Annotated in this window: 10 protein-coding genes and 2 pseudogenes; 6 read left to right on the top strand and 6 right to left on the bottom strand. The window is 65.6% G+C overall.

Annotation, left to right across the window (positions count from 1 at the left end):
- Positions 1–13 precede the first annotated feature (13 nt).
- Both PIB19_RS21805 and PIB19_RS21800 read left to right on the top strand, forming a co-directional pair.
- Positions 14–741, top strand: a pseudogene (locus tag PIB19_RS21805) (SDR family oxidoreductase).
- Positions 738–1,094: an L-rhamnose mutarotase gene (locus PIB19_RS21800; RefSeq protein ID WP_271239009.1), complete on the top strand. Its 357-nt coding sequence runs from the start codon at positions 738–740 to the stop codon at positions 1,092–1,094. The pseudogene PIB19_RS21805 and the gene PIB19_RS21800 overlap by 4 nt, the downstream one beginning before the upstream one ends.
- Before the next feature lie 32 nt (positions 1,095–1,126).
- On the opposite strand, the gene PIB19_RS21795 is transcribed toward PIB19_RS21800, so the two are convergent.
- From PIB19_RS21795 to PIB19_RS21785, 3 genes are all read right to left on the bottom strand, one after another.
- The gene (locus PIB19_RS21795) at positions 1,127–3,892 is read right to left on the bottom strand and encodes a glycoside hydrolase family 2 TIM barrel-domain containing protein (RefSeq protein WP_271239008.1); all 2,766 of its coding nucleotides are present in this window, start codon (positions 3,890–3,892) and stop codon (positions 1,127–1,129) included.
- Positions 3,893–3,896: 4 nt separating this feature from the next.
- Complete coding sequence (locus PIB19_RS21790; protein ID WP_271239007.1) at positions 3,897–4,496, bottom strand: alpha/beta hydrolase family protein; 600 nt, start codon at positions 4,494–4,496, stop codon at positions 3,897–3,899.
- Positions 4,497–4,611: 115 nt separating this feature from the next.
- Complete coding sequence (locus PIB19_RS21785) at positions 4,612–5,130, bottom strand: hypothetical protein (RefSeq protein WP_271239006.1); 519 nt, start codon at positions 5,128–5,130, stop codon at positions 4,612–4,614.
- Between the two features lie 169 nt (positions 5,131–5,299).
- Between PIB19_RS21785 and PIB19_RS21780 the strand changes: the two genes are divergently transcribed.
- The 3 genes and pseudogenes from PIB19_RS21780 (at position 5,300) to PIB19_RS23875 (ending at position 9,053) form a co-directional block, all read left to right on the top strand.
- Positions 5,300–6,697: a hypothetical protein gene (locus PIB19_RS21780; RefSeq protein ID WP_271239005.1), complete on the top strand. Its 1,398-nt coding sequence runs from the start codon at positions 5,300–5,302 to the stop codon at positions 6,695–6,697.
- A pseudogene (locus PIB19_RS23880) lies at positions 6,694–8,714 on the top strand (glycoside hydrolase family 95 protein); the annotation flags it as partial. The gene PIB19_RS21780 and the pseudogene PIB19_RS23880, both read left to right, overlap by 4 nt.
- Complete coding sequence (locus PIB19_RS23875) at positions 8,703–9,053, top strand: glycoside hydrolase family 95-like protein (RefSeq protein WP_443018761.1); 351 nt, start codon at positions 8,703–8,705, stop codon at positions 9,051–9,053. The pseudogene PIB19_RS23880 and the gene PIB19_RS23875, both read left to right, overlap by 12 nt.
- Here PIB19_RS23875 and PIB19_RS21765 read toward each other — a convergent pair.
- The 3 genes from PIB19_RS21765 to PIB19_RS21755 form a co-directional block, all read right to left on the bottom strand.
- Positions 9,050–10,456 carry an alpha-L-fucosidase gene (locus tag PIB19_RS21765; protein WP_271239002.1) on the bottom strand — a complete coding sequence of 469 codons (1,407 nt, stop codon included), beginning with the start codon at positions 10,454–10,456 and terminating at the stop codon, positions 9,050–9,052. The genes PIB19_RS23875 and PIB19_RS21765 overlap by 4 nt on opposite strands.
- Before the next feature lie 79 nt (positions 10,457–10,535).
- On the bottom strand, positions 10,536–12,773 hold the full coding sequence (locus PIB19_RS21760) for a TonB-dependent receptor (RefSeq protein WP_271241057.1): 2,238 nt from the start codon (positions 12,771–12,773) through the stop codon (positions 10,536–10,538).
- Positions 12,758–13,567, bottom strand: coding sequence for a TonB-dependent receptor plug domain-containing protein (locus tag PIB19_RS21755; RefSeq protein WP_271239001.1), 810 nt, complete (start codon positions 13,565–13,567; stop codon positions 12,758–12,760). The genes PIB19_RS21760 and PIB19_RS21755 overlap by 16 nt, the downstream gene beginning before the upstream one ends.
- Between PIB19_RS21755 and PIB19_RS21750 the strand changes: the two genes are divergently transcribed.
- Complete coding sequence (locus PIB19_RS21750; protein ID WP_271239000.1) at positions 13,538–14,905, top strand: glycoside hydrolase family 28 protein; 1,368 nt, start codon at positions 13,538–13,540, stop codon at positions 14,903–14,905. The two genes, PIB19_RS21755 and PIB19_RS21750, sit on opposite strands and share 30 nt — an antisense overlap.
- Positions 14,906–14,913 lie beyond the last annotated feature (8 nt).

Below are 14,913 nucleotides of genomic sequence, written 5' to 3'. Positions count from 1 at the left end.
GAAAGACGAAAAGATGCGCCTAGCAGGCAAGACCGCCGTCATCACCGCCGCCGCCCAGGGCATCGGCCGCGCCAGCGCCGAGTTGTTCGCGCGCGAGGGCGCCCGCGTCATCGCCGCCGACATCAACGCCGAAGCGCTCGCCACGATCGAGGGGTGCGAAACGCATGTGCTGAACCTGCTCGACGGCCCTGCGATTGCGGCGTTCGGCGAGAAGGTCGGCGAAATCGACATCCTGTTCAACTGCGCGGGCTTCGTCCACGCCGGAACGATCCTGACCACCGACGAAAAGGATTTCGACTTCTCGTTCGATCTGAACGTGAAGTCCGCCTACCGAATGATCCGCGCCTTCCTGCCCGGCATGATCGCGCGCGGCGGCGGGTCGATCGTCAACATGTCGTCGGTCGCCGGATCGGTGATCGCCGTCCAGAACCGCTTCGTCTACGGCGCTTCGAAGGCGGCGGTGGTAGGTCTGACCAAGTCGGTGGCGCAGGACTATGTGGGCAATGGCGTCCGCTGCAACGCGATCTGCCCCGGCACGGTCCAGTCGCCGTCGCTCGACGAGCGGCTCGCGGCGACCGGCGATGCCGACAGGGCCCGCTCGAATTCGTCGCGCGCCAGCCGATGGGCCGGATCGGATCGGCCAAGGAGATCGCCGAGCTCGCGCTCTACCTCGGCAGCGACCTTTCCTCTTACACCACGGGCACGATCAACGTCATCGACGGCGGCTGGAGCAACGCATGAGCGCGCGCATCTGCCTCGCGCTCGACCTGGTCGACGACGCCGGGCTGATCGCAGAATATGAGCATTGGCACCGCGTCGGGAACACCGATCCCGCGGTGACGCAATCGATCCGTGACGCCGGCATCGACAATATGGAGATCTACCGCGCGGGCAATCGGCTGTTCATGATCATCGACGCGAACGAAAGCTACGCATCCGCGAGCAAGGCGGAAGCCGATGCCGCGAACCTCGCGGTGATCGCCTGGGTGGCGAAAATGAAGCGTTTCCAGCAGCCGATCCCGGCCGCCGGTGCCGACGGCAGCTGGCATCCGATGGACCGCATCTTCCGCCTCACCGAGCATCCGGGGCTCTGAGGTCACTGGTACACGGACCAGCCCCCATTCCGTCATCCCCGCGAAAGCGGGGACCCATCTTCCACGTGACCCGCGAGCGCGCCGGCGCATTCTGCCGCTCGCTCAGGAGATGGGGCCCCGCTTTCGCGGGGGTGACGATTGAGAAGGTGAGTCCTCAGCCTACCGCGCCACCACGTCGATCGCCGACACCAGAGCTTCCCCACAACCCCGGTGAACTCAAGCGTTAGCGCACCGTTCCGCGCGGTCGCCGGCAGCTCGACTGTCGTCGCCGTCATCCCCGCCCCGGCCCGCGCGACCGGATCGATGCGAACCGGGGCGCCACCACTCGCGGTAACGGTGAAGACCCGCTTGCCGGACGCGGTCTCAACCGGATCGAACAGATGGAGCGTCACTCGGTAGCGGCCGTCGGGCAGCGGCAGCGCATAGCGGAACGCCTTGCCCGCCCGCCAACTCGCATACAGCCGCGGCTCACGAGCGCCGGCGACGACCTTCGCAGCCTTGCGCCGCTGGTTCGCCGCATAGAGTTCGCGCTGATACGGGTTGAGCGTGAAGCCGAGGCCGCCGTCGAAGAAATTGTCCGAACCGTAGCGGGTGCCATCAGCCAGGGTCACACCCTCCAGTGTGCCCGTGCGCACATGGATTGCGCGTTCGGGGCCGCTGTAGCGCAACACCATCCGATCGGTCTGCCCCGCGGCCGTCGCCACGATCGCATTCTCACCGGGCGCCAGCCGCACGCGCGGCCAGACGCAGACGAAGTCCGCGCACGCCGCCTTACCCAGCGCGCGTCCGTTGACGCTCAATTGCGCCTCGGGAGCATTCGAATAAGCGCGCACGTCGATCACCGGATAGGCGCGGTCGGCATAGCGCCGTCCAGCCAGATACAGCACCGGCGCCTTGCTCCACGCCGCCTTGTAGAACCAGTACGCGTCCTTCTTCACGCTGCGATCGAAGGTCACCAGCCCCTTGGTGTTGATGTCGGTGCTGTCGCCTTCCTCGCGCAGGTCGCTGGTCGCGTCGAACATCTGCCAGACCCAGGTTCCCCACAGGAAATCGAGCGGCTTGAGCTCCTTCCACGACAGCTCGTGGACGGCCGCCTGGATCTCCTCGGCCTGGGGACGATAGATGCTCTCGATCTTGCCGCCATCGACATTGTCGGTGTGCTGCGCGATCGCACCGCCCGCGCCATATTCGCCGACCCCGACCGGCAAGGTCGGATTCTCACGGTGATAGCCCTGCATCACCGCGCCCAGCCGTGCCGCATCGGCGACCCGACCCGATGTGTACCAGCCATAATAGAGATTATAGGCCACCGTATCGGCCGTCCCCGCAGTGCGGTCGCGGCCATCGTCCTTCTCGCCCGGCAGTACTTCGCAGCATGCGGCGATCGTCGTCGGCCGGGTCGGGTCCTCGCGCTTGGCGACCGCGTTCAGCGCATTCATCAGCGGACGCGCGTTCGAAGGGGTCAGGCCCTTCGACGACCAGTTGGTGATCTCGTTGCCGATCGACCACACGCCGACAGACGGATGGTTGTAGTTCTGACGGATGAGCTCGACCATCTGCGCCTCGGCATTGGCCTTCATCGCCGGTGGCGTGTCGGCCTTGCCGGGAATCGAGGCGAGGTTGACCAGTCCGAGCTCGGCCCACAGCACCATGCCGTTGCGGTCGGCGAGATCGAAGAAAGGTGTGGCGTGATTGTAATGCGCCAGCCGGATCGAATTCGCGCCGAGCTCCTTGATCAGCGCCATGTCCTGCTCGTAATCAGCCTGGGTCAGCGCCCAGCCTTTCTCCTGCCGATCCTGGTGGCGATTGACGCCGTTCAGCCGCATAGGGCGGCCGTTGAGGATGAAGCCCTTGTCGGGATCGACGGCCACCGTGCGCAACCCGAGCGGTTGCTCGACCCGGTCGAGCAGCTCGCCGCCGCGGCCGACCAGCTCCACTGTGGTGCGATAGAGATAGGGATCATCGAGCCCGTTCCAGCGCCGCGGATTGGCGATCGTCAACGCCGTCTCGCGCTCGGTGGTCGCGCCCGCGGCGAGGTTCAGCCGCTGTTCGCTGCGCGCAACCTGCCGGCCCTCGCCGTCCGCAATGCTGGTGCGCAAGGTGACCGCGCCCGTTCGGCCCGAATTGCGCAGCCGCGTCAGCACAGCGACCGTGGCGGCGGTATCGTCGAGCGCCGTGACGCGGCCATAAATTCCGGGCCCGCCATGATCGAGCAGGTCGATATGCGCCTGCCCCGTCACGATCAGCGACACCGGGCGATAGAGTCCGCCATACATGAAGAAGTCGCCCGAGATCGGCACCACGAACTCCGTCGGGCTGCCGGGATCGGGCTTCGAATTGTCGACCTTCACCGCGAGCACGTTCTCGCCCGGCCGCAGGGCATCGGTCGCGTCGACGCGGAAGCGGCTGAACGCGCCTTCATGCCCCCCGAGCTTGCGGCCGTTGACCCACACATCGGCGACGATGCTCGCCGCGTCGAACTGCAGGTACACGCGCTTGCCCGCCGCGGTCATCGGGAGCGTGAATCGCAACCGGTACCAGCCGATTCCACGCGTCGTGTTTGCATCCGGGCGGCGCGTGACGCCGTAATTACCGACCTTGTTCCAGGTGTGCGGCACCGAAACGGACTGCCAGTCCGCATCGTCGAAATCCGCCGCCGTCGCGTCGCCCTGCACCTCGCCCAGATGGAAGCGCCAGCCATCGGCGAGAATCGTCTCGGCGCGGCCCGAAGCAGCGGCGGGCGACGCCCCGAACGCGAGCAGGAACAGCAACGCGATCGCGATGACCCGGTTCAGCATCACTCTACTCCTGTTCATGGGCGCGAGGGCCGAGCCAGCGATCGGCGAAGGCGATAAAATGGCCCCAGTCCGACGCAGTCAGCGCATGCGGTCCGGTCCGGATATGGTAGCCGATCCGCGACTGGATCGAGTGATCGGGCGGCGGCATTCCAGCGCTGTCGAGCCCACTCGCCCCGAGCAGGCGGTAGACCGGGTCGGCGCCCTTGGCGGCGAGGAACTCACCCTTGGGATCGCTCCACCAATCCTCGCTCGCGCTGGCAATGTAGACCGGACGCGGCGCCACCAATGCGATCAGTTCATGGGCGTCGACGGGCAGCTCGTTCTCGCGTCCGGCCCAGGTCTTGAACCGCGGCGCGAACCAATAGTTGTTCATGACGCGGATCGTCTCGCCGAAATTGCGCCGATAGAGCGACGCGCCGCCCTCGCCCGAATCGTTCGCGATCACCAGCGCGAAGCGCTCGTCGCGCGCACCGGCCCAGAGCGCGGCCTTGCCGTAGCGCGAATGGCCGAACACGATCACCCGGCGCGGGTCGACGCCGCGGTCGGTCGCCAGATAATCGTAGGCCCGGCTGAGTCCCCAGGCCCAGACCGAGACCGCCCCCAATGCGCGGGATCGGAAGCGCTGGTGCGGAAATAAGGCTGGATGCTGTCGCCGCGCTTGCTCTCGTCGTCCGGATAAAGGTCGCCGGTAAAATACGTGGCGACGCCGTAACCCGCTTTCAGGATCGTCTCGATCGGCCATTCCGCCGCGTCGATCCCGCGCGACTGCACGGTGGCGCTGCCTTTGCGGATGCCGGTGGCGGGGTCACCCAGTTCGGAGTGATGGCGATCGCGGGATCGGCGGCGACCGCCTGATTGCCGTGAAAATTGGGGCCGACGAACACCGGCACCCGGCCCGTCATATGCGCGGGCAGATAGAGCAGCACGCGCATCTGCGGCCCGTCGCGGCGTCCGTCGAGCAGGATCGTCACCTGCCGCCGCACCGCCAACCCGCCAAATGCCGCACCCTGTTCGTCGATCACATAGCGCTGCTGCCGCAAAGGCGCCGGCGCCACGCCGTAGATCGACTGTTCGAACAACCGCACCAGTTCGGCCCGCCGCTCGCGCCAGCCGCGCGCATCGGTTACCGGCCGCCCGTTCGCCATGGTGAGTACCGGTGGCAGCGTATAGGCGCCGACCCGTACTTCGTCGGAATTTCCGTCAAGCTGGGCGGACGCCGGCATCGCACCCAGAGCCATGCCGCCAAGACCAAGGCCAAACGCGAAGGGGCTTGTCCAGAACTTCAGCTTTTCATCCTCTCGCGCAACCTGTAATACAGGATTGACTGCTTGCCCATCGATTAATCTCGTTGTCATTGCAGTCGATCATTCATACGATGATCATATGAATTAGAGCAAGGGAGGAAGCATGCGGCGTCGCGATCTCGTCCGGATGATGGCGGCTGCAGGTGTGATCTCCACCTTGCCGCGTTCCGCTTATGCAAGCGGTGCTGTCGTGCAACTCGAATTCGACCCGGACCGCACCGGCGCGACCATATCCCAGGATTTCGTCGGCCTGTCCTTCGAGCGCGCCCAGCTCTCCAACCCCGGCTATTTCTCGGCGGACAACAAGGAACTCGTCCGGCTGGTCCGCGGGCTCTCACCTGCCGGCAATCTGCGCCTCGGCGGGTCGTCTGGCGAGCATACCGATTATATCGGCGACGAGACACGGCGGCCGCCGTTCGAGATTTTCGGTCCCGAGCACAACAAGACGATCAAGCAGGGCATGTTCGTCTCGACCGCCGCGCTCCGCACGCTGCGCGGGTTCCTCGATGCCACCGGCTGGATCTGTCTGTACGGGCTCAAGCTCGCCCATGCGACGCCCGAGCAGGCGGCGCGCGAGGCGGCGGATGTCCAGCGCATCCTCGGCCCGCGCCTGCTCGCACTGCAGATCGGCAACGAGCCCGACGCCTTCCGCAACCGCTTTCGCCCTGCCGAATGGGGACCGCGGGATTTCCTGGCAGAATGGGATCGCTTCCACGCGGCGATCGCCGCCGCTGCTCCCGGCGTGAAATTCGCCGGACCCGACATCTCGAACAAGCTCGATTATCTGACGGCGTTCGCCGGGGTCGCGCACCGTTATCCGGATGTCATCATGCTGACCGGCCATTACTATGCGATGGGGCCGGCCGGTTCGCCCGAGGCGACGCTCGACCAATTGATGGATCCCGAACCCCGGACGACGACGCTCAAGCTGGCGGGCGTCGAGATCGTGCAACAGGCGGTGCGGACCGCAGACCTGCCCTATCGCATGGCGGAGGGGAACAGCTGCTGGGATGGCGGCAAGATCGGCGTCTCGGACGTCCACGCCGCGGCGATCTGGGGCGCCGACACGATGCTGCGCTTCGCGCAGCGCGGCTGGATCGGCGTGAACTGGCACGGCGGCGGCAACGGCAATTACTCCCCGATTGTCGGCACGCCCTCGAAAGGCTTCACCCGGCGACCGCTTTATTACGGCACGCAGTTCGCGCAGTTGCTCGACGGCGCGACTTTCCTCGACACCAGCGCGACGCCCGCCGATCCGTATCTGGGCTATTACGCGCTGCGGCAGGCGGGTCGAACGCGGATCGTGGTGATCAACAAGCGCGATGTGCCAGTGACAGTGCAATTACCCACTTTGCCCGAGGCGAAGCTGACGGTGCTGACCGGACCCTCGGCCACGGCGAGGGATGCGACGATGCTGACCAGGCAGTCGCGGCGCCCAGCGCGCACAACGACGATCCCGCCCTTGACGGCGATGTTGTTCACGCTCGGACAGGGCCGATGACACCGCTTCTCTCGCGCCGCGCCGCGATCAAGGCCGGCACCGGTGTCGCGCTGGCGACTGCCCTGCCCGCCCACGCCGCTGTGGCCGAGGATTCGAACCTGTTATGGTACGATGCCCCCGCGACCGAGTGGGTACAGGCGCTACCGATCGGCAACGGTCGGCTGGGCGCGATGGTGTTCGGCGGAATCGCCAACGAACGCATCCAGCTCAACGAAGACAGTTTCTTCGCCGGGTCGCCTTATGACGGCACCAATCCGAAGGCCGGCGCCGGTCTGCCGCGGGTGCGCGAACTGGTCTTGGCAGGGCGGTACAAGGAAGCGCAGGACCTTGCCGACGAAGTGCTGGTCGCGCGGCCTAGGCGCCAGATGTCGTACCAACCGATCGGCGACCTGCTGCTGCTGTTTCCCGGGATCGAGAATGCCCAGAATTATCGGCGGTCACTCGACGTCGACGGGGCGATCGCAAGCACGCGATTCAAGGTCCGCACCGTCACCCATCTGCGCGAGGCGTTCGCGTCCGCCACCGATCGCGTGATCGCACTGCGCCTGACCACCGATGCGCCGAGCGGCTCGGTAAACGTCACCCTTGCCTTGTCGACGCCGCAGGATGCGGAGATCACGGTCGAGGGCGACGACACGATCTTCCTGCGCGGTATCGGCCCCGCGCAGCATGGCGTCCCCGGCGGAATCCGCTTCGAGACGCGGGTCCATGTCCGGCGCAGCGGGGGCCGCCAGACCATGGGGCGCGACGGCATCCGCATCGAGGACGCCGACGAAGTCATATTGCTGGTCGCCACCGCCACCAGCTTTCGCCGCTTCGATGACGTGGGCGCCGATCCGTCGGCCATCGCACGCGCGCATATCGCGGACGCCAAAACGAAGAGCTGGCCGGATCTGCTCGCCGCGCATCAGGCCGAGCACCGGCGACTGTTCCGCCGCGTCTCGATCGATCTCGGGCGCAGTCCGGCGGCGGACCTGCCGACCGACCAGCGCATCGCCCGATCCGCCGACCTCGACGACCCCGCGCTCGCCGCGCTTTATTACCAGTTCGGGCGCTATCTGCTGATCAGTTCGTCGCGTCCCGGCACCCAGCCCGCCAATCTGCAAGGCATCTGGAATGAGCGGACTGCGCCGCCGTGGAATCCAAATGGACGCTCAACATTAATGCCGAGATGAATTACTGGCTCGCCGATAGCGGTAATCTCGGCGAACTGATCGAACCACTCCTGCGCATGACCGAAGATCTGGCGATCACCGGACAACGCACTGCGCGCAACGATTGGGGCGCCAGCGGCTGGGTGGCATACCACAACACCGATCTGTTTCGGCAGGCGACGGTCAACTCGGCGGCGCTCCACGGCATGTGGCCGATGGGCGGCGCGTGGCTGCTCAACACGCTCTGGGATCATTGGGATTATTCACGCGACCGGGATTTCCTCGCGCGGCTCTATCCGCTGATGACATCGTCGTGCCTTTTCTATCTCGACGCGCTGACGCCGCATCCGCGCACCGGCGAATTGGTGATGAACCCGTCCAACTCGCCCGAAAATTCGCACCATCCCGGCGTGTCGATCTGCGCCGGGCCGGCGATGGACAGCCAATTGCTGCGCGACCTATTCAGCCGGACGATCGCGGCGTCGAACCTGCTCGGCAAGGACGCCGGGCTGCGCGCCGAGATCGCGGCCGCGCTGGCGAAGCTCCCGCCCGACAAGATCGGCAAGGCCGGGCAGCTGCAGGAATGGTTCGAAGACTGGGATGTCGAGGCACCCGAGATCAACCACCGCCACGTCAGCCATCTCTACGCGCTATATCCCAGCGACCAGATCTCGTTGCAGCGAACCCCGGCGCTGGCCAAGGCGGCGCAGCGTTCGCTGGAGATCCGCGGCGACGACGCTACCGGCTGGGGCCTTGCGTGGCGGATCAACCTCTGGGCGCGGCTCGAGCAACGCGAACGGGCGTACAAGGTGCTCAAGATGCTGCTGCAGCCGGGCCGAACCTATCCGAACATGTTCGACGCCCACCCGCCGTTCCAGATCGACGGCAATCTCGGCGGCGCGGCCGGGATCGGCCAGATGCTGGTGCAGAGCCATTCGGGCATGATCCATCTGCTGCCCGCGCTGCCGCGCCTCTGGCCCAGCGGCCGCGCGTCGGGCCTGCGCGCGCGCGGCAATATCGGCGTCGATATCGTCTGGTCCGCCGGCGCGCTGGAAGAAGCGGTGCTGACCGCCGGCAGCGACGGCGATGTCCGCGTCCGATCGGGCGATGCGATCCTCGATGTGAAGCTACGTAAGGGCGACCGAGTTCGGCTCACTCGTGGGCCGGCCGGGCTGCGCGCGACCCGGCTCTCCCGCGGCTAGGCGACGGTACCGACTCCGTACCGTTTCCACTCCGGCCGGATCAGATGGTGATCGACAAAGGCCGGCCCGTCGCATTCGACGGCGATCACGGTGGTCGGCGAATCCGGCGCTACCTCGGGCAGGCGGGTCAGCCGCAGCGATACCGCGTCCTGAGTGAAGTGCACCGGCTGGCCGGTTCCGAGCAATCGTGCCGACAGCGCCCGGGCGCGCACGCCGCCCACCGCGACCACTGTCCCGGGTCCGAAGAAATCGAGCCACGCTGCCGCCGGCGTCTTCGACGGCCAGAAATAGACATGGACGTAGAGCGTGTTCCCCGAGGCAGTGAAATTGGCGTAGTTGCCGAACGCATCGGCTGCGCGCCCGTGCGCGCCACAGATCGCCGCACCGTTGGTCTTCAGCCAGTCGCCCACCGCCTCCAGCACGCGCACCGACTCCGCCGGCACCTCGCCCGCCGCGTCGGGGCCGATGTTGAGCAGATAATTGCCGCCCTGCTGGACGCATAACGTAAGGTCGTTGACGATCCGCTTCGGGCTTTTCCACTCGTCGTCGGTGCGCTGGTACCCCCAGCCCAAATTCATCGTCTCGCACGTCTCCCACGCGCGTTTGTCCGCCGCGACCTTGTGCTCGGGGGTCGAGAAATCGCCGGGCAGGCCGTTGCGGTTGTTGACGATGATCTGCGGCTGGAGATCGAACACCATCGCGTTCATCGCCTCCGCGCGCCACTGCTCGGGCGTGAGCGGCAAGGTGACGTCGTACCAGAGGATGTCGATCGTTCCGTAATTGGTCAGCAGCTCGCGGATCAGCCCGTGCGTGTACGCCACGAATCGTTCGCGCGCGGCAGGATCGGTCGCACAGGTCTCGCCGTCTGGATGGTGCCAGTCCATCAGCGAATAATAGAGCCCGACCTTCAGCCCCTCGGCGCGCGCCGCCTCGACGAATTCGCGAACGAGATCGCGGCGCGGACCCTGCTTCGCCGCATTGTAATTGGTGAGCTTGCTGTCCCACAGGCAGAAGCCCTCATGATGCTTGGCGGTGAGCACCATGTATTTCTGGCCGGCGCGCTTCGCGAGGCGGGCCCATTCGCGCGCGCAGCCGGGCTTCGGGTTGAAGTGCCGGGCGAGCCGTTCATATTGCGGGATCGGGATCCCCTCGGATTCCAGCACCCACTCCTGGTGACCGATGACGCTGTACAGCCCCCAGTGGATGAACATCCCGAACTTGGCCTCGTGCCACCAGCGCATGCGATCGGCCCGCGTGCGCTCCTGATAGGGGAGCAGGGTCGGCCCCTGGGCCGTCTGCGGCGCCGCATGCTCCTGCGCCAGCGCAGACGGAACGAACGACAATGCCGCCGCCGCGCCCGTCGCACCGCCCAGAAAGTTACGACGTCCGACTCGATGAGCCATTCCGCTCTCCGTCCCTGAATTGGCAAAGCCCGGCCCGACGAACGGACCGGGCTCTGCTCTTCTGGCGCTTCCCGAGGGCCTAGAATTTGACCGCGACGCCGGCCGAGAATTTGCGCCCGCTATAGGTGCTGTAGAGCGAGTCCTGGCGCACCGAATCCACGTAGAAGCCCAGTTCCTGATTGGTGAGATTCTGTGCCTCGACGCGCAGCTGGACGCTCGGCGTCAACTGGTAGGACGCCGTGGCGTCGACGAAGAATGCCGAGTTGTTGCCCTGCACGTCGCTGCCCGCGCGGCCCGACGGCACGCGCAGCAGGAATTTGTCGCGCCACGATCCGCTGGCGCGGATGCTGAACTTGCTGTCCTCGTAATAGAGCGTGCCGTTGGCGGTGTATTTGGACAGGTTGACCAATGCCGCCTCGATCGGCGCCTGACACGCGGCATCGTTGCAATAGGAGATGTCGGATTCGGCGTAGGTGAAGTTCGCCAACGCCCCCAAATGCGACAGGAAGCCGGGCAGGAATTCGAAGCCCGACTGGATGTTGACCTCGACGCCCTTCAGCGGGCCGCCGGGGGTGTTGTTCTTGGTCGAAAAGGTGAATTCGGTATCCCCGGTGTTGCCCGATCCGGCGAGCAGCGACAGCGGCAGGCCCGTCTGGCTGAAGGGGACATTGACCTGTCGCGTCTGGATGAAGCTGTCGATGTCCTTGTAGAAGCCGCCGACCGCGATGATCCCGGTCTTGCCGAAATAATATTCCAGGCTGACATCGGCGGTCTTGGCGCGGATCGGGTTGAGCAGGAAATTGCCCGCCGACACGGTGCGCGTGTTCTGCGCGATCGATACGTTGCCCGGAATCAGGTCGCCCAGTTCGGGCCGGGTCATCACCTTCGCCGCGGCCAGGCGGAAGATCAGCTTGTCGGTCACGTCGAAGGTCAGAGTCGCGGAGGGCAGCCAATCCTCATAATCGCGGGTCAGCGTGGTGGGTACGCCGTTGATCGCGCCGAATCCGCGCTGCGTGGTGTGAACGTACCGCACGCCCAGATTGCCGCGCACCGGCACGAACAGATCGCCGGTGAAGTCGAACATGGCGTAGCCGCCCTTCACCGTCTCCTTCAGCGATCCCAGCTGCGGCGGATTGAGCGCATAGGCACCGGTCTGGCTCTCGAAGTTGAACACCGAGTTGAACTTCGCATAGTCCGGCGCGGCCCAGCTGGAGATGGTCTCCACCGGCAGCGAGCGGCCGAAGTCGCCGATCGGCGTGGTCAGCTGCGCGATCGTCGTGCCGGCAGGAAGGCTCGGCGCGAGATTCTGCGTCACGCGGTCGCGGCTCCAGCGCTGATATTCGGCCTCGCGGTACGATCCGCCGGCGCGGAATTTGACGCCTTCGATCAGATCCAGCGTGCCGTTGAGCTCTGCGGTCAGGTTGTTCGATTCGTCGCGGCTGCGCTGCATCGCCAGCGTGCCGTTGACCGTGCCGTCGGCGGACGGCGGCCCGAACACGAAATTGGCCGGATTGTCGACGTCCACGCCCCAGTTCATCGTCGGGAAGCGGCGGTCACCCCGGAAGTCGAAGGAGAAGTTGTTCACGTTGTTCGCGAACGTCGCGATCTGCGTTCGCACCGGCTTGTCGTAGATGGTGCGCGACATGCCGACATAGCCATCGAGCACGAAGCCGCCGAAATCACGCGACCCCGACAGATTCACCTGGCTGAACGTCGTCGTGTATTTGCTGTAGGTCAGATCGTTGGTCAGATCGACGCCGTTGAAGCGGCCATAAAGCAACGTGCCGTTCGGATCGCGCTCCGCCTCCAGCACCGAGGTTTCGGCGCTGCCATGCTGGCCGGCGTTGCGCGAAAAGGAGATCGCGGTGATCGTCTGGTCGCTGCGGGTCACGTCATAACGCGAGAACAGGGCGTCGAGCGCGAAGTGCGTATTGTCGTCCGGTCGCGCCTCCAGAGTCAGGGTCGCGCCGAAACGCGAATAATCCTGGTCCGAGCGGACAAGGCGCGGGCTGCGCGGGATGAAGGTGCCGAGATTGTCGACCAGCTCGTAATTGGCGACATTGGTGGACGAGTTGGGCAAGCGCGGATTGCCGGTCGAGCAGTTGGCGGCGTTCGTGCCGTTCAGCGCGCTGTTGCCGGGGCTCTGCGGCGCGTAGCCGGCCGGCGAGCAGAAGCGGTTCAGCCGTCCGCTGATTACGTCGACTGCCGACCAGCCTTCCTCGCGCGTGTAGCGCTTGGTCCAGGCGACGGAAGCGGCGACGCCGAACGTGTCGTCGAGAAATTTCTTCGAGATCAGCCCGGTCACGCGCGGGCTGATCTTGCGGCGCAGATCGTCATAGGTACCCTGGGCGCTGGCCGCGAGGTGAAATCCTGAGCGGATTCGAGCGGCCGCGGTGTCTGGAGATCCACCGTCGCGCCGAGCGATCCCTCCTCGATGTCCGCCGACATGGTCTTGCGTACCGTCAGTGAGCTGAACAATTCCGATGCGAAGGTGCTGAAGTCGAACGAGCGCGACGACACATAGCCGGAGCGGATGTCGGAGGATCCTGCCGAACTGGTGCCCTCCATGCCGTTCAGCCTGACGCGGGTGAACTGCGCACCGAGACCGCGTACCGAGATCGTCTTGCCTTCGCCGCCGTCACCGCGGGTGATCGCGACGCCGGGCAGACGCTGCATCGATTCAGCGAGGTTCGAATCCGGGAATTTGCCGACGTCTTCGGCAGTGATCGTGTCGACCACACCGGTTTCCTTGCGCTTGATCGCCAGCGCGTCGCTGAGCGACTCGCGGAAGCCGGTAACGACGATCTCGTCCTGCTCGGCCTCGGCTGGCTGGCCGCCGTTCGCATCCGGCTGAGGCGTGGTATCCGTCTGCGCAAGCGCCGGAAAAGACAGCGCAAGCCCGATCGCCAGCGCTGTGGCCGACACCGTTGCGCGCACAGAATCCTTACGCGAAATCATCCCGAAATCCTCCCCGATATGTTTTGATTTAAGTTCTCGGTAGACAAACCTGTAAGACAGATTAACCTGTAAGACAACATACAAATTTGCCCCGTGCAGGGCCATCAGCAGGGAGAGTGGAATATGGATCCGACGCGTCGCGAAGCGCTGCAATTGGCATCGGGCGCATTGCTCTGCGCATTGCCCGCTTTGCCTGCACTCGCCGCGCCGAAACGCCGGGTCGACATACGCCGCCATGGTGCAGTGGCGGACGGCGTCACGGTGAACACCGTCGCGATCCAGAAGGCGATCGACGCGTGCGCCGCGGCGGGCGGCGGCGCGATCGTCGTGCCGCGCGGGGTCTTCCTCACCGGATCGATCGTGCTCAAACCCGGCGTCGGCCTCGAGCTGAGCAAAGGCGCGGTGCTCAAGGGATCGGCGAGTCTCGCGGACTATCCGCTGGTGCTGCGCCGCTTCTGCGAAGCCTATCCGGAAGCGCTACGCATGGCGTTGATCAACGCGACCGGCAATCACGGCCTGCGTATCACCGGTCCGGGCACGCTCGACGGCAATGGCGATCCGTTCTGGCGGATGTTCTTCAACGCGCCCGAGGAGCATGTCGGCACGACCAAAGTCTATTATCCCTTCCCGCAGATCGCCTTCATCCAGGACTGCGACGACGTGCTGATCAGCGGCGTCACGTTCAAGGATGCGGCGTTCTGGAACCTGCACATGTATCGCTGCCGCCGTTCGATCATCGAGGATTGCTCGTACGAAGTGCCGCACGTCATTCGCGCGCCGAGCAGCGACGCGATCGACCTCGACAGCTGCCAGGACATCACCGTGCGCCGCTGCCGCTTCTCGGTCGACGACGATTGCATCGCGCTGAAGGGCACGCAGGGACCGGGTGCTGCGGCCTATAGCGAGGCGCCGCCGGTCGAGCGCATCCACATCCACGACTGCATCTTCGAATATGGCCTGGGCTGCGTCACCTTCGGCAGCAACGGCACGGTGATGCGCGACATCAAGGTCGAGCGGATCGTCAATGTCGGCGACATCCCCACCATCCGCTTCAAGATCCGCCCCGACACGCCGGGCCAGGTCTATGAGCGGCTCCACGTCCGCGGCGTGCGCCTACAGGAAGCGCCGCAGCCGGTCAGCTTCTGGCACCGCGGGGAAATATTCTACGGCTACAACAAGCCCAATTTCGGTGCCGATGATCCCGCGATCGGGCTGATCGTCAACGCCCGCCTGACCCATGGCACCAAGGTGCCGGGCAAGCCGCCGGGCGGGATCATCCGCGACATTGTCATAGAGGATGTGAAGGGCACGACGCGCGGCTTCGGCAACATCAGCGGCAATGCGACGACGGCGGTCTCCAACTTCACGCTGCGCGATGTGGACGTGACGCTGACCGACCCGAAACGGATGAAGCTGATCGCCAAAGGCGTGCCGGGGCTGAAGCTGGAGAATGTCCGGGTGAACGGCGCGCCGGTGGTGGTGGAGACTTGACGTAATCC

Source organism: Sphingomonas sp. 7/4-4 (genome assembly GCF_027941955.1).
In the GTDB taxonomy this organism is placed as follows: Bacteria; Pseudomonadota; Alphaproteobacteria; order Sphingomonadales; family Sphingomonadaceae; genus Sphingomonas.
This window is presented reverse-complemented; position numbering and strand designations above follow the sequence as displayed.